22 protein-coding genes are annotated in these 21,783 nt (G+C 67.7%); 14 read left to right on the top strand and 8 right to left on the bottom strand.

What is annotated here, in order from left to right; all coding sequences use genetic code 11:
• Window positions 1-26 precede the first annotated feature (26 nt).
• Window positions 27-716 carry a TetR/AcrR family transcriptional regulator gene (locus ABZ412_RS06740; protein ID WP_357277217.1) on the bottom strand — a complete coding sequence of 230 codons (690 nt, stop codon included), beginning with the start codon at window positions 714-716 and terminating at the stop codon, window positions 27-29.
• 101 nt (window positions 717-817) lie between these two features.
• Between ABZ412_RS06740 and ABZ412_RS06735 the strand changes: the two genes are divergently transcribed.
• From ABZ412_RS06735 to ABZ412_RS06725, 3 genes are all read left to right on the top strand, one after another.
• Complete coding sequence (locus ABZ412_RS06735) at window positions 818-2,389, top strand: succinic semialdehyde dehydrogenase (protein WP_357277215.1); 1,572 nt, start codon at window positions 818-820, stop codon at window positions 2,387-2,389.
• A 34-nt stretch (window positions 2,390-2,423) separates the two neighbouring features.
• Window positions 2,424-3,251, top strand: coding sequence for an SDR family NAD(P)-dependent oxidoreductase (locus ABZ412_RS06730; protein ID WP_357277212.1), 828 nt, complete (start codon window positions 2,424-2,426; stop codon window positions 3,249-3,251).
• Between the two features lie 413 nt (window positions 3,252-3,664).
• A complete protein-coding gene (locus ABZ412_RS06725) occupies window positions 3,665-4,555 on the top strand; it encodes an SAM-dependent methyltransferase (protein WP_357277210.1) in 891 nt (296 codons plus the stop codon).
• Window positions 4,556-4,719: 164 nt separating this feature from the next.
• On the opposite strand, the gene ABZ412_RS06720 is transcribed toward ABZ412_RS06725, so the two are convergent.
• Window positions 4,720-4,935, bottom strand: a complete 216-nt coding sequence (locus ABZ412_RS06720) for a hypothetical protein (RefSeq protein WP_357277208.1) — start codon at window positions 4,933-4,935, stop codon at window positions 4,720-4,722.
• 241 nt (window positions 4,936-5,176) lie between these two features.
• On the opposite strand from ABZ412_RS06720, the gene ABZ412_RS06715 reads away from it, so the two are divergent.
• Window positions 5,177-5,764 (top strand): suppressor of fused domain protein, encoded by a 588-nt coding sequence (locus ABZ412_RS06715; RefSeq protein WP_357277205.1) that lies wholly within the window; start codon window positions 5,177-5,179, stop codon window positions 5,762-5,764.
• Window positions 5,765-5,791: 27 nt separating this feature from the next.
• Here the strand turns inward: ABZ412_RS06715 and ABZ412_RS06710 are convergent, their stop codons facing one another.
• Window positions 5,792-5,950 carry a hypothetical protein gene (locus ABZ412_RS06710; protein ID WP_357277203.1) on the bottom strand — a complete coding sequence of 53 codons (159 nt, stop codon included), beginning with the start codon at window positions 5,948-5,950 and terminating at the stop codon, window positions 5,792-5,794.
• An 18-nt stretch (window positions 5,951-5,968) separates the two neighbouring features.
• On the opposite strand from ABZ412_RS06710, the gene ABZ412_RS06705 reads away from it, so the two are divergent.
• Window positions 5,969-6,622, top strand: coding sequence for a hypothetical protein (locus ABZ412_RS06705; protein ID WP_357277201.1), 654 nt, complete (start codon window positions 5,969-5,971; stop codon window positions 6,620-6,622).
• A gap of 21 nt (window positions 6,623-6,643) precedes the next feature.
• Here the strand turns inward: ABZ412_RS06705 and ABZ412_RS06700 are convergent, their stop codons facing one another.
• A complete protein-coding gene (locus ABZ412_RS06700) occupies window positions 6,644-6,949 on the bottom strand; it encodes a hypothetical protein (RefSeq protein WP_357277198.1) in 306 nt (101 codons plus the stop codon).
• The gene (locus ABZ412_RS06695) at window positions 6,936-7,319 is read right to left on the bottom strand and encodes a hypothetical protein (RefSeq protein WP_357277196.1); all 384 of its coding nucleotides are present in this window, start codon (window positions 7,317-7,319) and stop codon (window positions 6,936-6,938) included. Before ABZ412_RS06695 ends, ABZ412_RS06700 begins: the two co-directional genes overlap by 14 nt.
• A 178-nt stretch (window positions 7,320-7,497) precedes the next feature.
• Here ABZ412_RS06695 and ABZ412_RS06690 point away from each other — a divergent pair, with 178 nt between their 5' ends.
• From ABZ412_RS06690 to ABZ412_RS06665, 6 genes are all read left to right on the top strand, one after another.
• Window positions 7,498-8,397, top strand: a complete 900-nt coding sequence (locus tag ABZ412_RS06690) for a helix-turn-helix transcriptional regulator (RefSeq protein WP_357277193.1) — start codon at window positions 7,498-7,500, stop codon at window positions 8,395-8,397.
• Window positions 8,387-8,596: a DUF397 domain-containing protein gene (locus ABZ412_RS06685; RefSeq protein ID WP_357277191.1), complete on the top strand. Its 210-nt coding sequence runs from the start codon at window positions 8,387-8,389 to the stop codon at window positions 8,594-8,596. Before ABZ412_RS06690 ends, ABZ412_RS06685 begins: the two co-directional genes overlap by 11 nt.
• A gap of 189 nt (window positions 8,597-8,785) precedes the next feature.
• Window positions 8,786-9,970 carry an SPFH domain-containing protein gene (locus tag ABZ412_RS06680; RefSeq protein WP_357277189.1) on the top strand — a complete coding sequence of 395 codons (1,185 nt, stop codon included), beginning with the start codon at window positions 8,786-8,788 and terminating at the stop codon, window positions 9,968-9,970.
• Window positions 9,971-10,741: 771 nt separating this feature from the next.
• Entirely contained in the window at window positions 10,742-11,923 is a 1,182-nt protein-coding gene (locus ABZ412_RS06675; protein ID WP_357277187.1) for a hypothetical protein, read from the top strand.
• Between the two features lie 25 nt (window positions 11,924-11,948).
• Entirely contained in the window at window positions 11,949-12,449 is a 501-nt protein-coding gene (locus tag ABZ412_RS06670; protein WP_357277185.1) for a hypothetical protein, read from the top strand.
• A gap of 268 nt (window positions 12,450-12,717) precedes the next feature.
• The gene (locus ABZ412_RS06665; RefSeq protein ID WP_357277183.1) at window positions 12,718-12,942 is read left to right on the top strand and encodes a hypothetical protein; all 225 of its coding nucleotides are present in this window, start codon (window positions 12,718-12,720) and stop codon (window positions 12,940-12,942) included.
• Window positions 12,943-13,566: 624 nt separating this feature from the next.
• Here the strand turns inward: ABZ412_RS06665 and ABZ412_RS06660 are convergent.
• Window positions 13,567-13,833: a hypothetical protein gene (locus tag ABZ412_RS06660; protein ID WP_357277181.1), complete on the bottom strand. Its 267-nt coding sequence runs from the start codon at window positions 13,831-13,833 to the stop codon at window positions 13,567-13,569.
• Between the two features lie 358 nt (window positions 13,834-14,191).
• Here ABZ412_RS06660 and ABZ412_RS06655 point away from each other — a divergent pair, with 358 nt between their 5' ends.
• Window positions 14,192-14,488: a hypothetical protein gene (locus ABZ412_RS06655; protein WP_357277179.1), complete on the top strand. Its 297-nt coding sequence runs from the start codon at window positions 14,192-14,194 to the stop codon at window positions 14,486-14,488.
• A gap of 134 nt (window positions 14,489-14,622) precedes the next feature.
• On the opposite strand, the gene ABZ412_RS06650 is transcribed toward ABZ412_RS06655, so the two are convergent.
• Window positions 14,623-16,383: a leucine-rich repeat domain-containing protein gene (locus tag ABZ412_RS06650; protein ID WP_357277176.1), complete on the bottom strand. Its 1,761-nt coding sequence runs from the start codon at window positions 16,381-16,383 to the stop codon at window positions 14,623-14,625.
• A 527-nt stretch (window positions 16,384-16,910) separates the two neighbouring features.
• Here ABZ412_RS06650 and ABZ412_RS06645 point away from each other — a divergent pair.
• Together ABZ412_RS06645 and ABZ412_RS06640 are read left to right on the top strand one after the other, a co-directional pair.
• Complete coding sequence (locus ABZ412_RS06645) at window positions 16,911-18,278, top strand: FAD-dependent oxidoreductase (RefSeq protein WP_357277174.1); 1,368 nt, start codon at window positions 16,911-16,913, stop codon at window positions 18,276-18,278.
• A 240-nt stretch (window positions 18,279-18,518) separates the two neighbouring features.
• Window positions 18,519-19,892, top strand: a complete 1,374-nt coding sequence (locus ABZ412_RS06640; protein ID WP_357277171.1) for an alpha/beta hydrolase domain-containing protein — start codon at window positions 18,519-18,521, stop codon at window positions 19,890-19,892.
• A 250-nt stretch (window positions 19,893-20,142) separates the two neighbouring features.
• Here ABZ412_RS06640 and ABZ412_RS06635 read toward each other — a convergent pair whose 3' ends face one another.
• Window positions 20,143-21,549: a selenium-binding protein SBP56-related protein gene (locus tag ABZ412_RS06635; protein WP_357277169.1), complete on the bottom strand. Its 1,407-nt coding sequence runs from the start codon at window positions 21,547-21,549 to the stop codon at window positions 20,143-20,145.
• Between the last annotated feature and the right edge of the window lie 234 nt (window positions 21,550-21,783).

Raw genomic sequence — 21,783 nt, 5'->3', positions numbered from 1 at the left:
CGGGCGATCGCACGGCCTGGCCCTGCTCAGGCTGATTCGAACAGCCCGGGAACGGTGAGCGCGTACTCCACGTCCTGGCGGGTGCCGAGCATGGTGAGTACGCCGCGAATCATGGTCAGCCGGGCGGCATCGATGGTGGCCTGGTCGGGTTCGCCGTGTGGGGCGGCAGCCGAGATGCGGAAGACGACGTATTCGCAGGTGTGCAGCGCGGTATCGAGTTCGAGGTCCGTGGGGGCGGGCCGGCCCAGCCCGGTGATCTTGTTGCGCACCAGAACCCGGATGTCGTCGACCACCCGATTTCGATACTCCGACACCGGTGAGCTCGGATCGTGCAGTTCGGCGAACAACGGCGCCAGCATCGAGCCGTGCCCGCCCGCCCAGTGCAGATACGCCTCGATCATGTTGATGCCGAGCTCGACCGGCTCCTCGGTCCGTTCCAGAGCCGATCGGATACCGCCGACGAGGTCGTCGTTGGAGACGGTGAGCACCGCGTGCAGGGGCTCGGTGGCATTCGCGAAATACCGGTAGAAGGTCGGCCGCGCGATCCCGGCCTGCTCGATGATGCGGGCCACGCTCAGCCCGCGGGACCCGTGCGCGGCGAACACCTCGGTGGTTGCCAGCACGATGCGGGCGCGCACCTGGTCGGCCTGCTGTTCCGTCTGCGGGGGGCGGCCACGGCGGGCGGGGGTGGCCTTGTCCGCCGGAGGGCTTGACATCGCATGCGTCACGTCTATTAATCTAACACTGGTGTTCATGTAACACTGGTGTTCAGTTAATAGTGAGCTCCACCGGATACGACTCTTCGAGAGGGCGACCAATGACGACTGCCCCGCAGCTCGCCGCCGCCGATGCGCTGCCTTTTGACCTGGTCCAGCGCCTGCTCGGCCATGCCGTCGCGGGTGGTGCGCCCTCGGTCGAGGTGTTCGCGCCCGCCACCGGCGCCAAGATCGCCGACCTGCCGCAATCCTCGGTCACCGATATCGAGGCCGCTTTCGCCACCGCGCGCGCCGCGCAGGCCGAATGGGCGAAGGTGCCGGTCGGGGAGCGGGCCGCGCTGCTGCGCCGCATTCACGATCTGGTGCTGGCCGAGCAGGACACCATCCTCGACATCGTCCAGCTCGAGACCGGCAAGTCCCGGGTGCACGCCTTCGACGAGGTGTCCGATGTCGCGGTGAACTCCCGCTACTACGCCGCCGAGGGCAAATCGATTCTGGCGCACCGCAAGCCGCGCGGCGTGATGCCGGTGCTGACCCAGGTGGAGGTGCGCAACCGGCCCAAGGGCGTGGTCGCGGTCATCTCGCCGTGGAACTATCCGCTCGCGCTGGGCGCCTCCGACGCGCTGCCGGCGTTGCTCGCCGGTAACGCCGTCATCGGGCGGCCGGACAATCAGACCGCTCTGACCCTGCTGTGGGCCATCGACATCGCCGAGCGGGCGGGCCTGCCCAAGGGGCTGTGGCAGGCCGTGCTCGGGCGTGGCGCGGTCGTCGGCACCGAGGTCATCGCGCGCGCCGACTACGTCGACTACACCGGGTCCAGCGCCACCGGCCGAACCATCGCCCAGCAGGCGGGGGAGCGGCTGATCGGCTACTCGCTCGAACTGGGCGGCAAGAACCCGCTGCTGGTGCTCGAGGATGCCGATGTCTCCGCGGCCGCCAAGATCGCGGTGCGCGCCTGCTTCGCCTCCGCCGGGCAGCTGTGCGAGTCGATCGAGCGAATCTACGTGCACGACAAGGTGTACGACCAGTTCGTCCGCGAATTCGTCGGACACACCAAGGATTTGACGCTCGGCAAGACCCTCGATTTCGGCTACGAGATCGGGTCGCTGACCTTCCCGCGCCAGATCGACAATGTCGCCAAGCATGTCGATGACGCCGTCGCCCAGGGCGCGACCGTCCTCGCCGGCGGCAAGGCGCGCCCGGACCTGGGCCCGTACTTCTACGAGCCCACCATCCTCGAGGGCGTGCGCGAAGGCATGACGGTCTACCGCGAGGAGACCTTCGGACCGGTCGTATCGCTGTACCGCGTGCACAGCGACGACGAGGCCGTCGCGCAGGCCAACGACACCGCCTACGGCCTCAACGCCAGCGTGTGGAGCCGCGATACCGCCCGCGGTCGCGACGTGGCCGCCCGCGTCAACGCCGGATCGGTCAATGTGAACGAGGGCTTCATCGCCGCCTGGGGTTCGGTCGCCGCGCCGTCGGGCGGACTCGGCATCTCCGGCACCGGCCGCCGCCACGGACCTGAGGGCCTGCTGAAGTACATCGACACCCAGACCATCGCGGTGCAGCGGGTGCTGCCCATCGCGCCGCTGCCGGGCATGTCGGAGCAACTGTGGGCCAAGACCATGACGCTCTACCTGAACGTCATGAAGACACTGCGGCAGAAGTGATTCCGCCGACCATTCGACAGGGGTACAGAGGGGTATGAAGTCCGTAGCCGGTAAGAAGGTCCTGGTCACCGGGGCCGCCATGGGTCTGGGCAAGTCGTTCGCGCGGCGCGCGGTGGCCGAGCAGGCCGCCGACGTGGTGTTGTGGGACGTCAATGAGACGGCGCTGAAGGAGACCGCTGCCGAGCTGGCGGCCTTGGGCGGCAGCCGGATTCACCATTACGTGGTGGACGTGTCCGACCGCGACGCCATCGCCGAGGCGGGCGCGGCCGTGCGCGCCGAGGTCGGCGGCATCGACGTGCTGGTCAACAATGCCGGCATCGTGCGCGGCAACGGCTACTTCTGGGAGACCGCGAACAAGGCCGACATCGACAAGACGATGGCGATCAACTCGCTGGCCCCCATGTACATCACCCTCGAGTTCCTGCCCGCCATGGTCGCCAACACCGGCGTCGAGGCGCGCGTGCTGAACATCGCCTCCTCCGCGGGCCTGGTCTCCAACCCGCGCATGAGCGTGTACGCCGCCTCCAAGTGGGCGGCCCTGGGCTGGTCGGACTCGGTCCGCCTGGAACTCGAGCAGTCCGGCACCGACCACGTCAAGTTCACCACGGTGTGCCCGACCTACATCAACACCGGAATGTTCGACGGCGCCAAGGGTTTCTGGTTCACCCCGATCCTCGAGCAGGAGGAAGTGGTCGACACCTCCTGGACCGAGATGAAGAAGGGCTCGGCCCTGGTCGTCCTCCCCTGGACCTCCCGCCTCAACCGCGCCATCTCCGGCCTCCTCCCGCTGAAGCTGCGCGACTTCTATCTCAACACGGTGGGCGTCTACCACTCGATGGACGAATTCACCGGCCGCAAGTAGGGATTCGCGCTGAACGGCGAACGCGCTCCGACGCGCCGCATCGACACCACCCGGCCGCCTGGTCCGGGTGGTGTTCGCTATCGGGGCCCGGTGCGGTTCGATACAGAATTCACCCGGGCCGGAGATGCGGCAGACTTCCCATCGTCGAGGATGCCTGAACATTGCTGAAAGTCAGAACTGACGGCTGTTCGGGAATGTGGCGGAGAATCCCGGGTTGATCCCCAGATTGTCGTTGGCCTCATCTTCGTGCCGCAAAGGGATGTCGCGTGCATACGCGCCGGACTTGGCGACGAAGGTGTCTGGTTGGTTGCCGGAGCTTCCGTATCGGCGCAGAATCGACTGGGTTGACACTCGGGCGTTTGGCTCCGCTCGACATAACCCGGACGATCTCTGACACCAGTGGGGTGACCTTGATGCGAACCGAAGGGGATAGCTGGGACATAGTGACGAGCGTGGGCCTGACCGCCCTGGGCGTCGCCGCGTTTCGCGCACTCGAGACGGCCGATCCCGAGCCGATGATCCGCGACGACTACGCGGCGTGGTTCGTCGAAGCGGCCGGTGAATCGCACTTCGCCGACATGCTGGCCGACCCGGAGTCGGTGGGCGAGGTCAGGCGGTTCGGGCATTTCATGGGTGTTCGGACGAGGTTCTTCGACGAGTTCTTCGCCGCGGCGTTTCAGCGGGGTGTGCGGCAGGCGGTGATCCTGGCGTCTGGTCTGGATGCGCGGGCGTACCGGCTGGATTGGCCCGCGGGCGCGGTCGTCTTCGAGATCGATCAGCCCCGGGTGCTGGAGTTCAAGGACCGGGTCCTCGCCGAGCACGGTGCCGTGGCGAAGGCTGATCGCCGCGTGGTGGCGGTCGATCTGCGCGACGATTGGCCGGCTGCGCTCGTCGCCGCCGGATTCGATCCGGGTCAGCCGACCGTGTGGTCGGCCGAGGGGCTGTTGCCGTTCCTGCCGGGTCCCGCGCACGACGCCTTGTTCGAACGCATCGACGCGCTGTCCGCGCCCGGCAGCAGTGTGGCCTCCGACGACTTCAGTCGCGGCTTGGACCCGCAACACTTCGCCGATACGGAGGAGAAGTTCTTCGGCAGCAACCCCTTCGGCGACCTGGACGTCAGTGACCTCCTGTACGACGACGCCCGCGCCGATCCAGGCGACTGGCTGTCACGCCACGGCTGGTCGGTCCACATCACCACGCCTGTCGACCTCGCCGCCGCCTACGCCCACCCGGTCACCGACCTGCCCGCCGAATTGCTCGACCTCATGCGGCAGGGGCACTACTCGCGCGCCGAGAAGCGCTGAACCTGGGGGCAAGCACCGGCACGGAACTCATTCCCGCTGCGGCTCATTCGCCCTATCAATGCCTTCGAAGGCTATCCAGGCGCTCCGGCCGCTGCGGGGTTCAGGAATGGCGGCGGCCCGCTCGATCCAAGCCGAGCGGGCCGTCCGTGGTGTGGCTGTCGGGATTACGGCCAGCACCAGTCCAGGGTGGCGGAGCCGGGGGTCGGGATGTGGAGGCAGATGTTGATCGAGATGTAGGGGGCGTCGATGTTCTGCAGCGCCGCGGGCTGGGCGGGGGCCGGGGCGGCGGGCTCGGCCGCGGAGGCGGACGGGGCCGCGAGGGTCAGCAGGGGGACTGCGAGTGCGGCTACTGCTGCCGAGCGGGCGATGGATGCCAGCATCTGGGTTCTACTCCTCCAGGTCGCGACTAGGGCGGCGCCAGATGGTTGCTGTCGGTTGCATATGACAGGTCAATTGGGCCGTGAGCGTCACGTTAACATCAGAGAATTGGTTTGCTGAAAAGTCTCTAAGTCACTTGCCCGTGTTGACACTCGCCAGTGTGCCCACACCGCGACGAAGCATGGGCGCCGGCAATTCGACGCACTGCCGGACACTCGTGGCCGGCACCGTAGGCTCGCTGTCGTGGAGCACGACGAAGCCATCGAACGTCATGTCGAACAGCACTTCGGGCCGATCGAGTTCGTGATGCACGAGGTCGGCATGGCGGATCGCGTGCATGTGCTCGTGGTGGGGCCGACGGAACGGCGACCGTACCGGACGCTGGTCACCGAGGGGATGAGCGGACGGCCGATGCGGGTACCGGAGGGGGTGAGCCCCTTCGCCGAGTTGATGATCGGCCTGCCCGCGGATTGGCCGTTGGAGGAGGACGGCGGGTCGTGGCCGGTCCATGTGCTGAAGTATTTGGCTCGGTTCCCGCACGAACGCGAGACGTGGCTCGGCGCATGGCATTTGGTACCGAACGGCAATCCGGTCCAGCCCTATGCCCCGGATACGCCGTTCGCGGGTGTGGTCGTGACTCCGATGCTCGACGTCGAACCGGAAGCCAGGGTCATCGAATCCAGCACGGCCATCAACCTTCTCGCCGTAGTGCCGCTACATGAGGACGAGGTAGCGCTGAAGATCGAGCATGGCACCGACGCCCTCATCGCGACGCTCGATCGAGGCGAGGTCAGTGAGGTGTTCGACCCGGATCGGCCCTGTCTGCTCTGATGCTTCGAGGCCGAGGACGACAGGGGCTCAGCCCTCCGCGGGCCGATCGTTGAGGCGGGCGTGGAGGCGGTCGCGGATCTCGTCGGGGGTGTAGGCGCGGCGTTTGCGTTCGGAGCGCACGATCACCACTCCGGTTGCCGCGACACCCGCGGCGCCTGCCAGGCCGAGCCACTTCCACCAGCGCATGCGCCTAGGCTAGCGGTTGTGTCACGCGAAGCGCTGTCGAGTGTCGGTTTGGATGAAGCGGTCGATCTCACCAGGACCGGTGATCTGTGGCTGTTTCGAGGGCATTCCGGTGCCGACCGGGCGATTCGGGGACTGACCAATAGTCCGGTCAACCATGTCGGGATGGCGGTAGTGATCGATGATCTCCCGGCCCTGATCTGGCATGCCGAGCTCGGTCGTTCGCTGCCCGACGTCTGGTCGGGCAACAACCATCGCGGGGCCCAGCTGCACGACCTGCGGGCCGCGGTCATGCGCTGGGCCAACGTCTATGAGCAGCAGGCGTGGATCCGCCAGCTGGATCGGCCGGTCACCCGGGAGATGGAGGACGCCGCGCTGCGGATGGTGGCGAGGCTGGACGGCATGCCCTTCCCCTCCACCACCGCCCTCGCGGGACGGTGGCTGCGTGGCCGGGTACCGCGGGCGAAGCGATCGAACCCGCCCGAAACCGCTGCGGGACTGGAGAACGCGTACTGCGCGGAGATCGTCGCCATGACCTACCAGGCCATGGGTCTACTGCCGGAGAAGCGCCCGAACTGGTACGACCCGGGCCGGTTCTGGAGCGGTGACAACCTGCGTCTGGCCGACGGCTACCACCTCGGAGGGGAAATCGGGGTCAAGGTCCCCGCGGACTGATCCGGAGTCATCCGGAACGGTTCAGTTCATCGGCACGGTGTGATGGTCGAGGACGTCCTCGATCGGGCGGAGGCCGGTGTCGGGGTCCGTGGCCTCGGCGCCGTCGAGGATCGTGTCGAGGATGGCGGCGTGGTCCAGAGTCGCGGGGAGACGGCGGGATTCGCGGGCGCTGACGATGACCGCGTGCAGCACGGTCGCGTACACGCGAGAGCGGGGGACGATCAAGCGCCAGCCGTGGCGTTCACGGTCGCGCAGGCGAGCCTCGATGGTGTCGAGAACGTCCTGGATGACCTGAATCTCGACCAGGTCCGGGTCATCGCACGGCATGGCGACCACCGAAGAACAGTGTGCTGTAGGCGATTGCGGCCACCCGGAGCAGAGTGAGCAGGGACCGCTTGGGCGTCGCCGAGGACCGCTCCGCGCGTGCGTCGAGCACCATGCGCCCGGCGGAGACCAAAGCGGTGCGCGCCCGCCGCCGCACCAGGCAGGTGCCGACTCCGCACCCGAGGTGCAGTTGCATCGCGATATGCGCTTGCGTGGCAGTCAGTTTGCCGGGATCGGAATAGCACGACCACAGCCCGCGCACCGCATAACCGACCACTGCGGTCTGCTCCGCCGCCGGTTCGGCCGCCTGGCGCTTCTCTCGTTCGATCCGGTCGATGATCGCCTGCACCGACCACGGGTTCTTGCTGGACATCGTCACCTACCTGGGGTGTCGTCGTTGTCCGTCAAGCACATCAGCGAGGAGCTTCTTGAAAAACAAGAATCTGAATATTCAGATTAGGTAGTCTGAAATCCCAGGGTGGGACCCATATCCAGCGCGTAGCAGCATTCAGATTCTGTGGCAGGTGTATTCACTTTTCAGGGGAGCATCGATGGCAGAGGACGTATCGCCGACCCTCTTGCGGCGGCAACTGGGCAGGTTTCTGCGGGAACGACGCCAGGCAACCGGTTTGACACTCGAACAGGCCGCGGTTCAGGTTCAGCTCAGCTTCAACGCATTACAGCGCCTCGAAACCGGTCGCACGGTGAAGCCGCGACGACAGGACGTACGCGAGTTGTGCACGCTCTACGAGGTGGACGCCGAAGAGACCGAGCAGGCGGTCGGGTTGGCGTTCCGGGCAGCGACGGCCAAGGATGAGGGTGGGATCTTCTCTCTGGGAGGGCTTTTCAGCGACGCCTTCAACATGTACGTCGGCATGGAGCGATCCGCTCGACGCCTGGTCACGTATCAGGAGCAGATTCCGGGACTGCTGCAGACCTCCGACTACGCGCGCGCGTTGTTCCGGACCTTTCCGGGCTTCGGCAATGACGAGGACATCGAGCGGCGCGTTGATATCCGGTTGCAGCGCCAGGTGATGGTGACCCGCAAGGCGAATCCGCTGACTGTGGAAGTGTTGCTGAACGAAGCGGCGCTGCGGCGGGTCGTCGGTGGAAGGCGTGTAATGGCCGCGCAGCTCAAGCACATCGCCGACCTGAGCACCCGGCCGAATGTGATCGTGCGGATCCAGCCGTACACCGCCGGGTATACGTGGGGCTTTCAGCACGGACCGTTCGTACTGCTCGACTTCGGCGCGGACGCGAAGAACAACCAGATCGAGCCGCCGGTCGTCTACGTCGAAGGGCGGCTGACGAGCGATCTGTACGTGGAGAGGTTCGAGGACGTCCAGCGATACAGTGAGCTGGCTGCGGCCATTCGTGCCGAAACATTGGATGAAGTACGGACGCGAGACCTGGTCCGCCAGGTAGCTAGGGAGTTCGATCGTGAACGGTGACCTGTCCGGGGCGCGTTGGTTCAAGAGCAGCCGTAGCGAAACCGGTTCTCAGTGTGTGGAGGTCGCGTTCCTCGACGGGGGCATGGTCGGCATCCGGGACTCCAAGAATCCGACCGGTCCGGCGTTGGTGTTCGCGCCCGGCGAGTGGGACGCGTTCACCGCCGGCGTGGCGGGTGGAGGGCTCGGCGCGCCCGCCTGAGCCATGCGGCGAGCGGTAGCCGATCGCTATGGCCTGTGCGGGAAAGTCCGCGCGGGCCTTGGTCGTTCGTGGATCATTAACACTGCTCGTGGTTGGCTCGATAGCCATCTGACGGTGACCGGCGCGTTGCTGTCCTGTGCCATACTCGGCGCGGGCTGCGGTCGCGCCTGAGGGAGGAAAGAGAGCTCGATGGGCCTGTTCGACATGATCCGCGGCGAATTCGTCGACATCATCGAATGGCTGGATGACAGCCGGACCACGTTGGCCTGGCGGTTTCCGCGCTACGAGAACGAGATCAAGAACGGTGCGGAGCTGATCGTCCGGGAGGGGCAGCAGGCCGTCTTCGTGTATCGGGGGCAGCTCGCCGACAAGTACGGGCCCGGGCATTACACGCTGACCACCGAGAACATGCCGATCATGTCCACCCTGCAGGGGTGGCGGCACGGGTTCAACTCGCCGTTCCGGTCCGAGGTGTACTACGTCAATACCCGCGCGGTCACCGATATGCGGTGGGGCACACCGCAGCCCGTCACCGTGCGCGACCCCGACTTCCGGATGGTGCAGATCCGCGCCAACGGCACCGCGAACGTGCGGGTCACCGATATCGAGGTGTTCCTGCGCCAGATGATCGGCACCAATGCCGAGGTCGACGCGGACGTGCTCAGTGAGCAGCTGCGCGCCAATGTCGCACTCGCGTTCTCCGACATGGTCCTGGCCAGCGGGCTGGGTGCCATCGACCTGCAGGGCCGCCAGGTCGAATTGTCCGACAAGCTGCGCGAATTCGTGGGCCAGCGACTGTCCGGCTTCGGTGTCGGGGTCGAGGGCGTCACCATGAGCATCTCGCTGCCCGAGGAGATCCAGCAGGCCATGACCCGCGGCGTCGCGCGCGGTGTCGAGGCCGGCGGGTTCATGAACAATGTCGACCTCAACCGGTACCAGCAGATGCAGGCCGCCGACGCCATGCTCGCCGCCGCCCAGAACCCCGGCGGGGGAATGGGAGCCGCCATGCAGGCCGGCATGGGCGTCGTGCTCGGCGGGCAGATGGCGGGCGCCATGCAGGCCAGCATGCAGCCGCAGCCCGGCTACGGCCAGCCCCAGCAGGGCGGCTACGCCCAGCCCGCGCCGCAGCAGGCCCCGCCGCCGCTGCCGGGTCAGCAGCAGTTCCACTTCGACAATGGCGGCCAGGCCGCGGGCCCGTTCCCGATCGACCAGCTACGCCAATACGTTTCGGGTGGACAGCTGACCCGCGACACCAATGTGTGGGCCGAGGGCATGGCGGGCTGGGCCCCGGCCTCCACCGTCCCGGCGTTGCAGTCCCTCTTCGCGACGCCGCCGCCGCTGCCGGGCACCCCGCCGCCACTGCCCCCGCAGTAACGGGGCAACCTCCGCAACCGGATCCGCCCGGCCCACCCGTCGGCCCATGACCGCCGACGGGTCGGTTCGCCGTACCCGAATCCGGTCACCCGCCCGATCGAACGCCCGACAACTCGGTGCGTCCCGAAACTCCTTCCACCGCAACAGCGTGACCATCGAGTCCGCCGCACCGAGTGAGCGCACATGAACGACCACCAGCCCCCACAGCACCCCGCGGGCCCGCCCCCGCTCCCCGGCAGCGACGCCGCCCCGCACACCACCGAACCCCGCCAGTGGACCCCTCCCGTCGCGGCTGACCCCGGCGGCGCGGCGGCGACCCCGTCCGGCCCGCCGCCCCTCCCGGGTGCCGCGCAACCCGGACGGACGATGCCACCGCCGATGCCCGGAGCAGGAAACCCTGTGCCGCCGCCGCTTCCGCCGCGCGATGCGACCGGTGTCCCGTCGATGCCCCAGGGTGCCATGATTCCGCCTCAGGGTGCAGTCAGCCCTCCGCCCCTGTCGGGGGCTACAGGTTCCCCCCTGCCGCCGCCGCTTCCGCCGCAGGGGTTGAGCGGTCCTGTCAGCGCCCCGCCCGCCGGTGCGGGCGTGGGAATGGCTGTGCCGCCGCCGCTTCCGGGTGGATTCGCGCCGAATGCGCCGATACAGGCCCCGATGGGTGCGATGCCGCAGCCGATGGTTGTGGCTCCGGTGTTCGTTCCCGGGGCGGGCGAGCCCGAGCATGGGGCGGGAGGTCCTGGGCCGCAGGCTCAGTCGGTGGCGCCGGATCGGGCCATGTTGCACGGCACGGAGATGACTCGGACGTATCCGTGTGCGGCGTGTGGGGCGCAGTTGGTGTTCGATCCGGTGGGGCAGGATCTGCTGTGCCCGAGCTGCGGGAACCGGTCGCCGGTGACCGCGCCGAACGTGCCGGTGCAGGCTCGGGAGCTGAGGCCCGCGATGGCGGCGCTGCGGGAGTTGCAGGGGCAGGCGGCGGGGCCGCAAGTGACGGGGGAGTGGGAGGTGAAGTGCCAGAACTGTGGTGGGACCACGGGATTCAATGGCAGCCTCACCGCCACTCGGTGCCCATACTGCGCTACGCCGATTCAGCGTGATGACGTGCACAATGCGCCCGCTCGGCTGCCGGTGGACGGGGTGGTGCCGTTCCTGGTGGGGGAGAAGCAGGCCCGGGAGCTGGTCGAGAAGTGGGTGTCGAAGCGGTGGTTCGCGCCGTCGAACTTCCGGAAGTACCGGCGAATCGGTGCCTTCTCGAGTCTGTACACCGCGTACTTCACCTATGACGCGGACACCGCGAGCTGGTATCAGGGTGAACGCGGCGACGACTATCAGGTGCGGGTCGGGACCGACGAGGACGGCGATCCGATCTACGAGACCCACACCCGGTGGCATCCGGTGGCCGGTGAGGTCAGCAACGAGTTCGCCGATCTGCCGGTGCTGGCCAACGAGAACCTGAACCGGGACCGGATCCGGTCGCTGGAACCGTGGCCGGTGGAGCAGGCGCGCGCCTACTCGCCGGAGTTCGTGGCCGGGCACCTGTGCCGCACCTACGACAAGGACGCCGAGGAGTCGTTCCCGGAGGCGCAGCAGCGGATCGAGTCGGCCATCGAGTCGAGCGTGCGCGCCGACATCGGCGGCGACCACCAGCGCATCCACGAGCTGAACACCAACTGGAACTGGCTGGCGTACAAGCATGTGCTGCTGCCGATCTGGCTGCTGACGGTCGTCTACATGGACAAGACCTATCAGGTGTACATCAACGGCCTGACCGGGCAGGTGTCCGGTGACCGGCCATGGAGCAAGGCGAAGATCATCGCCGCGATCCTGGCGGTGCTCGCGGTGATCGTCGCGGTGGTGGTGGCGTTCGCGGTCGCGCGCGGGCATCACACGCCGAGCCATCATCCGAGCGGGCCGAGCCACTCCACCGTCGTGCCGACGCGCCCCACCACCCATCGATGACCCACCGAGCAGAGCGGAACCGACCGTGTTGATCTTCGTAGCCGTCGCGCTGATCCTGATCGCCGCCGTGGCCGCCGGCATCGTCCTGGTGTCGCGCAGTCAGCGCGCCTCGACCGCCACCGCCAACCAGGTGGTGCCGGGCACCCCGACCCGCGCCCCGGCCTCGTGGGCGGGCTCGCACGACCCGGAGCCGCGGCTGCACCGGCGTCTGCGCGACGCCATCCGGGCCCTGTACACCGCCGACACCCTCGACGACGCCACCACGATCGTGTTGCGCGCCGAACTCGAGCAGGCCGCCCTCGCCTGGGACGACCGGTTGGTCGCCATGGCGGCCCTGCCCGCCGCCGCACTGACCGAGCAGCGGGCGACCGCCACCCAGGCCGTCGAATCCATCGAAACCGCGGTGGCGCAATACGTTTCGGCCGCAACCCAGCGCACCGCCGCGGAGGTCACCGCGGGGCTGACCGCGGCGCGGGCGCAACTCGAGATCCAGGCCGAGATCCGCAAATCCCTCGAGGCGGGCTGAACCCGGGGAAGCGCCGCGCAGTCCCTCGGCCGAGGCGCAGACCGAGTGGCGACCAGTCGCGCCGGGCAACCGGAGGGGACCATGACCGACATCGGTGAGGACGCGAAAAGGGCCGCCATTCTGCCCGCCGAGCGTATGTCCACGAGCGAGTTCGCCGACTTGCGCCTCCACCTCTGGCCCATGCACACCGGTGCGTTTATGCCACCGGAAACACGACGCTATGGGCTCAGACGGTCGTCGTTTGGATTCGGACGTAGGGTGAGGTCCTGTGGAGTCAGACAGCAAGCTGGAGGACCTACGGTCAGTGCTCTCATGCGTTTTCGAGAAGCTCGGTCACGAGAGCCTCACCGAGCCCGACCGGGTCGAACTGGTGGCGCGCGCCGAGGTCGTTCAGGACCAGATCGACGCGATTCAGGATGTCATCGACGACGAGGAGCGCGGCCGCATGCTGACTACGCCCGTGCCGGAGCCGTCGGGCGATCGGTTGTTCTGAAGCGCCGAACCGCGCGGCTCGCGGCAATGTAGTGCGTGGCCTCAAGGCACACACAGATCTCCTAGATGCACCGACGCCCGCTAGATCCATACGACGATCGGTTTCCGAACAGCCCCAGTCGGGTGTCGACATCACTGCAACGCAACCGTGCGAACACAACCGTGCGATCCGCGCGGCCTGTTCGTTCAGTCCCGAATCAGCAGACGCACCAGGGTCATTCGTCGGTATCTCGGGGTTCCGGACAGCCGGTAACGACCTCATCATCTGTCGGCCACGATCGCGCACCGACCGGTTGAGAAGACCGACCCATTGGTATGCGCTGAAGTGTCGGCGCAGCACACAACAACCCTGACCGCTGAGCCGATACGAGGGTCTCGCCCCACGTGCACTACAGCGACGCTGGGGCGAGACCCTCGTTCATCAGACATCGTGTCCCAATCCGGTTCGAGGCAGGCCAGCAGATTCCGGCGATCCCCGTGCTCCGATGAGCCACTGGCGCGTCAGTTCTTTTCCCATGGTGTGCAGGCACCCCGGGCCCGAACTCACCGTCATCGTCCTCGCCGGCGACCAGGCCACCGCACGGGATCGACGCCGAATTCGTATCTCGGCTACCGATTCTGGGGTCTATACCGCGGGTCCGATCGCGACGTGTGCGAGAAACGCCGGCAGGTCGATGCCCAGATGCTGGGTGACCTCACGCAGCGCGTTGTCGAGTGCCGCCCGCGTGGACCCCGGCTGGGGGTGCAGTCGCACGAGGGTGCCCGCCCGCCGGATTTCGACGTGGCAGACCTTGTCACCGCGGGCGGACCCGGCGACCGGGCGCGGTGCGCCGATGACGACGTGGGCCTCACTACCGCGGCGGGTGACCCGGCCGCTGATGAACATCTGCACGCGAGCACTTCCTCTTCGAACGACGATTTCCGCCGTGACGGTAAAAATTGCTGCTCGGGCCGGGTGGACAGGAAGAGTCTGCGGGCCGATCCACCCGGCTGCCGAGCACGATGCACCGCTCGGAGTCGGTGAAGCGGGGCATCGATTCCGGAGTCGTCCACGGTTGACCCCGGTCGGATGATCCGAAATGTGAATGCGGCGCGATAACCGCACCCTGATTCCCGCCGCGCTCCACGATCGGCTCACCCGCACCGCACCGTATCGAGATCCTGGGCTGGAGCGGCCCGAATACCGCGCTGATGGCACGAATCGAGAGTGTCCAGGCACGGGTGGTCACCGAAATCTCGGAAATAGCTAAGTGATCGAGATTGTCGTGCAGAATGCCGATCAGAACCGGCCCGACCGGTCGGTGAACCTTCATGGGGTGGACATGACCGATCTGATGGGATCGACCGCGCACGAACTGCTCGCACAGATCCTCGCGCGCTACGGCAGCCTCGACGTCTTCATCGCCCGTCTGCACGCTCTGCTGGACACACCCACCGTCGTGCGCCCGGCCGCGGTGGTGCCCGTGGCCGGTGGCCGGCACCGGCTCGCAGAGCCCACGGGCACAGTGCCGATGACTACCGGAACCCCACCTCGCCCACGTGGTTGAAACCTGAGGGTCGGGCTACCGAGAGGCAGGCGCAGGCGGGGCAAGCCGTATGCGTCGCTTGTGGTTTGGAGATCCCACCATCGTTTCTGAACACCCCTGAGGTGGGCGGCAGCCGGCTCGGGCCCGGTGGACCCCTACGACCCGAAGTCGATCCGGGCGCTCGGGTGCGCGGCGGTGATCCGGTCGCGGACCTCTCGGGGGAACCGGTTGCCGTAGAGGTCGGCGGTCTCGAGGTCGGGGAGCGTGTCGAAGTCGGGCGGCAGGTCTTCGAGGCCGTTGAAGGCCAGGCGGACGGTCCGCAGCCGGCGGAACGTCCCGATCCCGGCGAAGTGCTCGGGCTCGAGCCGGCGGCGCTTGCCGTCCCGGCGCCACCTGTCGATCCGGAGTTCCTCCAGACCGGTCAGCTCCATCGCGAACAACTCCCGGAGGAAGGCGTGCCCGGGTTCCGGGCCGCGGCTGCTCTGCCCGCTGAAGCCGAGGACCCGCAGTGCGGGCAGGCGGCCGAGGTTCGGCAGCGGGTCGCGCAGCAGGCCGAGGCTGCCGCCGAGGTCGAGTTCCACCAGCCGGGTCAAGCGGAGCAGGCTGTCGGGGACGGTGTCGAAGTTGTTGCAGCTCAGATCGAGACGGCGCAGGTTCGGGAAGGTGGTGACCACCTCGGGGAAGGTCAGCAGGTACCGGGCGGGGCTGCCGGACATCGACACCTCCTCGACGCCGGTCAGGCCGCGCGCGGAGTCGGGGAACACGACGTTGGTGCCGTCGGCGACCAGCTTCCGCAGCCCGACCAGGCCGCCGAAGGTGTCCGGCAGGACGAACCGCGTCGACTCGGGTGGCATCCGTCCCGGCTCGTACTCCGCGTCGGTGCGGACGGACAGCGAGGAGATGTCGAGTTCCTCCAGCGCGGACAGCCGCCCGATGGCGGCGGGCAGGGTGAACTCGACCTCGTTCTCGTCCAGGGACGAGTTGCCGGCGACCCGCAGCACCCGCAACCCGGCCAGGTCGCCGATCGATCCGGGCAGGGCGGTCAACTTGCAGTCGCGCACCGACAGGTGCTCCAGTCCGGTGAGGGTCCCGATCTCCTCGGGTAGCTCGCGGATCGGATTGCGGTCCAGGATCAGGGTGCGCAGCCACGGCATCCGGAGCACCTCGGCGGGGAACGCCTTCAGCTTGCGCCCCGCCAGGTCGAGATGGTCGGCCCGGCCGGCCAAGGCCCGGGACAGCTGGTCGTCCAGCGCCGCGGCCGCCGACTCGCGCGCCGACCGGGCCCCGGGCCGCAGGACCGGCAGCCCGGCACGCAGCCGGTTCAGGAATGCGTCGACGTCCAGGCGACCCTCGTCGTCGACGACCTCGGGCACGAACGCCTCGCCGAGGCCGTTCCCGGCGACGAAGTCGACGTCCCGGTCACAGACGCCGAGGTTGTCCACCCAGCGCGCGCCCGGGGCCGCCAGTGCCATGTGGTGGTCGAAGTCGATCACCCAGGGGGTGTCGACCACCCCGGCCGCCAGGGAGCCGTGGCTGTAATAGCCGTACACCATGTGGGTGAAGGTGCCGTCGTGGATGCAGATCTCGGCGTCGCCGCCTTCCAGCGTCTCGGCCCGGGTGTGGCCGCCGACGTAGAGCCCGGGCAAGTCCTCGTAGAGCGCGATCGGGCCGTTGACCGTCAGGTCACCGGTCACCACGATCAACTCGACATCGCCGTCGCCATCGGCGTCCACACCGCGCAGCTCGGCGACGGCGGACAGGAAATCCCCGTCGAGGGTGAGGTCACCGTCGAAGAACAGCACCGTGGGATCGTCGGGCTCGTCTGCGGCTCCCTCGAACTCGGCGGACAGCACGCCGCCCAGGCGGGCGTCCACGTCGGCGTACGACAAGAGGTCGGGCATGGAAAAGGTCGACATGCGGGAGAGCATATGTTCGTGGCTCGGCTGCGTCGCTCGCTCGACCAGCCGCCGTCACGGGGGCGTTCGAGCCGGGCCCGCGCGGCCGCGGCGACGCCCCCGGAGCGGTCGACGAACGACCCGCGGGCGTGGTCGGTGTGGGTTTCGCCCTGCTGGCACCGTCCACCGCCACGCCGCCGGTCACCGGCACGGCACCGTCGTCGATCGCGGTCACCGCGCATTGGGTCGCACCGCGGCTGGTCGGCGACATCGCCCACCGCGAACCGGCCTGCGTCATCCATCCTGGCGCGGACTGCGATTCGACCGCGTACCCGAGGACATCACCATCCTCGAGACCAACTGACCTGCCCATCCACCGGGGCACGTCCCCACCTGCGTAGATTTCCTGCGAATCCCGATACTGAGACTGGCGCGCGGCGTACTTTTGGCTATGCCAGACCCTGCGGTCGACGAGCTGGCCCAGTCACCTCACGTGGTGGCGGGGACACGTGGCGCTAGTGCGGAACTTCCGGACGAAGGGGCGACTCATGGCAGCCGATGTCGATTTTTGTGTGGTGGGTGCGGGTTTCGCGGGATTGACCGCCGCGCTGCGGCTGAAGCAGGCCGGCCGCTCGGTCGCTCTGCTGGAGGCGCGTGACCGGGTCGGAGGTCGCACCTTCACCGAGTTCCTGCCCGACGGGACCTGGATCGATCGCGGCGGCGCGTGGGTGGGCCCCGGGCAGGACCGTATCAAGGCCCTGATGGCTGAATTCGGCGTGACCGAATACAAGGAGTATGTCGACGGCGACGCGATGATGATCGTCGACGGCAAGAAGCACCGTTACTCCGGCACCATTCCCTGGGCGATGAGCCCGTGGGCGATCGCCAACCTCGGAGCCGGCCTGTTCGAGGTCGGGCAGATGTGCAAGTCGATCCCGTTCGACGCTCCGTGGGAGGCCGAGAAGGCCAGCGAATGGGACCGAATCTCTTTGGGGGAGTGGCTGAGTCGAAACATTCACTCCCATCAGGCGCGCGAGATGCTCGACATGGCGTTCGCCGGCATCTACACCTCGGCGGCCTCGGAGGTGTCGTTGTTGTGGGCGCTGCACCAGATGGGCTCGGGCGGCGGGCCGGTGTTCGTCATCTCCAACAAGGACGGCGCCCAGGACGCCAGGGTGCACGGCGGTATGGGTGCGATCTATGGGTCGATGGCCGCCGAACTCGGTGACGCGCTGCATCTTTCGAGACCGGTGGACCTCATCGCGCAGGACGAGGACGGCGTCAGCGTCCACTCCGAGCGGCTCACCGTCCGTGCTCGGCACGCGATCGTCGCCGTGCCGTTGGCCGTCGCCACGCAAATCGCCTACGAGCCAATGCTTCCCGTCGACCGCACCTTCCTGCACCGGCGCATGCCCAGTGGTGCCGTCTACAAGATCTCGGTCGTCTACGACACCGCGTTCTGGCGCGCTGACGGCCTGTGTGGACAGTCGGCCGCGCCCGGCAGCCCGGCCACTCTGACCATCGACGCCTGCACGGACACCGGCACCCCCGGCATCATGTGCGTGATCACCGAAGGTCCCGCGGCTCGCAAGCTCGGACTACTCGATCCGGCGGAGCGCAAAGCTGTGGTGATCAACGAACTGGTCGACAGGTTCGGGGCGAAGGCCTCGTCCCCGGTCAGCTACCACGAGCAGAACTGGACGGTCGAGCGCTACTCCGGCGGCGGAATGATCAGTCATGCGCCACCGGGTGTGCTCACCGAGTTCGGTCACGCGCTACGCACCCCCTGCGGGCGGATCCACTGGGCCGGGAGTGAGAGCTCGGCGATCATGTGCGGCTGGATCGACGGTGCGGTGCGGTCGGGGGAACGTGCCGCCACAGAGGTCATGGCCGCCGAAGGCGTTGTGGCGAGGTAGGTTTCAGCGCCCGGCCGCCAGCGGGCGATCTCGACCGCGCGGTCCTGGATCGCCACCGCCACCACGGGCACTGCAGCGCGTTTCGATGGGCGGGATCGATGCGGTCGTATGGATTGCTCACGTGCCGATGTGGGCTACATGCTGGCGGGCTGGCCGGCCGAGCCGGAGTGACCCGCCCGATGCTGGGTCGGCGCGAGTCTGGCGATTGTCCAAAAACCAAGCACTTGTTAGGGTTTCGCGGTGGAGCTTTCCGGTCCGGCGGCAGGTCCGATCAACCTGATCTCAACGTTCTTCCCACTGGCCGATGTCGGTTACATCGCCGAGGAGTACTTCTTGTCCGGCACAGCCGGCTCCTACCGCCTGAGTGGCTCGGCTGGTGACGACGGGGAGTGGGTGACCGAGCCGGACGGCCTTGCACCGTTCACGACCAGACTGGTGGTGTACCGGCCGGTCGAGGGCTACTGCGGAACGGCTGTCGTGGAGTGGCTCAACGCGTCCTCTGGAGCGGACACGCCGCCGATCTGGCTGCTGGCACACCGGCATCTCATCCGGGCCCGGATGGCCTGGATCGGCGTTTCCGCACAGTACGCGCCGATTCACGGCGGCAGCCTCATGGCCGCGGCGGCCGAGGAGGACGACACCTGGAATTCGGTCCTGCTGCCGCCGCTGAAGCAGGCGGATCCGGTTCGGTATGCCGATCTTTCGCATCCTGGCGATGCCTACTGCTACGACATCTACCGGCAGGCGGGAGAGGTGATTCGAAGACTGCAGCCGGGGACCCGGCAGCTGCTCGCGGCCGGGCAGTCGCAATCCGCGGCCGCGCTCGTCACATTTGTGAATGCCATTGCGCCGCATGGCTCGCCGTACGATGCGTACCTCATCGACGGACGGCCGGGCCGCCCTGCCACGCTGACCGGTTCGGTGGACCCCGAGTCGCTGGACGGCGGTACGCGGGTGCGTGCGGATTCGACCGCGCCGGTGCTGGTGCTCCAAACCGAGTTCGAGGTGGTCGGTCTCATGCGCTCGATTGCCTCCCGCCAGCCCGACTCCGACCGGTTCCGGCTCTGGGAACTGGCCGGTGCCGCGCACGCGGACTCCTACACCGTCGGCGCATCGTTCACCGACTCGGGTTCTCTGACCGCGGAGGAACTGGTCGAGCGGATGGCTCCGCGCCGCAATCCGCTGGGCGTCGATTTCCCCGAGCCGATCAATTCCGGTCCGCAACATCACTACGTCGTGCAGACAGCCATCGCGGCGCTGTCCCAATGGGCCGACGGCGGACCCGCTCCGGCGCAGGCCGATCGGCTCACGGTATCCGCCGGGGAACTGGTGCTGGACGTCCACGGCAACGCGCTGGGTGGCATCCGCACGCCATGGCTGGACGTACCACTGGTGGTGTTGTCCGGGCTCGGGCAGGAGGGCGGCGGCCCGGCGATCATGTTCGGCTGCACGCGACCGCTCCCGGGTCCCCCGCCGGCCGACTACCTCGCAGCGTTCCGAGCGGCAACCAACAACACGGTCGCGGCAGGCTTCCTGCTGGCCGAGGATGTTCCGGAAATCCTCGCCGTGGCAGCCGCGAATCAAGCGTTGAGCACCAAGCAGGCAACCCGGTAGCCATCACCGATCAGTTGGTGGTCACCGTTTTCAACCAGAGCGATACGGGGAGGGCGGTGATCTACCGCTGATCTGCTCCATGGCCGTCGACGAGTCTGCGGATGCGGGTAGGAGGCCGAGATGATCACTGGCCGTTCACTTTCCGGCTGCCAGGTCGGCCGGTTCGAGCGGCGGCAATTCGCGATCTGCAGCACAATGCGGCGAGTGAGCCGTGCCCACATCGGGTCCAGTCGTCGTCGGGGCGGTCCAGCTAGCGGTAGCAGTAGGAATCGGAGGAGGCGTCACCGCCCTGGAGGCGCACCTGGTGCACCCGCAGACCTCGAAAGTCCTCGTCGTGTGGGAAGAACGACTCGTCGATGGTCATTCCGCCGTCGGGATCGGTGTGCAGCACGGCCATCCAGGCGCCGACCCCATCCGGGTAGAACTGATCGTCCCATGCGCCGTAGAGCGAGTTGGTGAGGTAGACCCGCTGACCGTTACGGCTGATCTCGACCATCTGGGGGCCACCCGCAAGCGGCTGGTTCGGCGCGGCCGGATGGGCGGCGCGGCCCACGATCCCGCCGAGCCGGACGGACGCGGTCTGTTTCGGGCTGGCCGGATCGCGCACGTCGAACTGCTTGAGCTCCCCGGTGCCCCAGCACGAGACGTAGAGGTATGCGTCATCAACCGACAGGTCGATGTCGGTGACCAGCGGCGGCACCGCGCCGAACGGTTTCAGTGCCGGTGGCAGCAGGTCGGGATCAGCCGGCTCGGCCGGGATGGTGATCACCTTGTCGACCGCCCACACACCCCCGTCGTGGTGCCAACGCCATACGGAGGCCGACAAATCCTCGGTCGAGATCACCACGCCGACGAATCCCCAGGTGGCGTCCGGATCGTGCGAAGGGCGCAGCTCGAGTGCCATCTGGTTCTGTTCCCCGAGATCGACCCGCTGCTGGTGCCGACCGGCGGTGAGGTCCCAGAAGTGGATCGCGTGGCCGTACTTGTTGGCCAGCAGCAACTCCGGCTGCAACCCGTCCTCGATCATGGACGGAGTGCCCCATTCGCTGCTGATCAGGGTGTTCTGGTTGAGATGCCACCAGGCGTCGTACGCGAGGTATTGCGGCCCGCGGTCGGTCTCCCATTGCCGCAACACATCGAACGTGCCGTGATCGAGCAGCGCGATCCCGCCCGGCCCGTCCGATCCGTCTGCCCCACCCAGGCAGGTCATGAAGACACCGTCCGGCCCGCAGTGCAGCGTGTGCGGGCGGGAGTAGCCGGCCTTGGCCGCGAGCTCGGAGCTGTCCACGATCTTGGAAAGGGTGGGCCGACGTGGGTCGGGCTGGGTGTCGAACACGTACAGGTGCGACGAGCGCAGACCCGGCACGATCAGGTAGCGCCGAGCCATCCCGTCGATGTGGTGGCCCTCGTGCTTCAGCGCGCTGCTGCAGACGTTCCAGCCGAAATGGTGCAGCTCGTTGCCCAGGTGGGGCACCTCGGTCCAGCCCACCACCTTGCCGTAGGTGGCCGAGCCCGGATCCACATCGACCACCGACAGCGCATCCGGCTGCTGCGCCGCCCGGTCGAACGCGACAACGTAGGCGAGCCGCTCCGGCGGCGCGGCAGCCGCCTCCGCTGCGCTCCGATAGAAGGTCGGGTCCAAGTCTGAGTGCTCCATTTCCAGCCTCCTTCGTGTCGATAGGCGGAGACTCACGCACGTCGCCCGATCTGGCGGATCCGAGGTGGGGCGACCCGAGTGGTCGCAATGGCGCGGACAGGCAGTAACCAGTCTCGGCCTTTCGACGTAGATCCACCAGCTAGTGCCGCGTCAGGCAACGTTGGATAGGTAATCCGGTCGGCGGATCTTGGATCCGACTGCGAAGTCGCGGACGGGTCTGGCGTGCTGGTTGCG

Source organism: Nocardia sp. NPDC005746 (assembly GCF_040630785.1).
Taxonomy (GTDB): Bacteria; Actinomycetota; Actinomycetes; order Mycobacteriales; family Mycobacteriaceae; genus Nocardia.
This window is presented reverse-complemented; position numbering and strand designations above follow the sequence as displayed.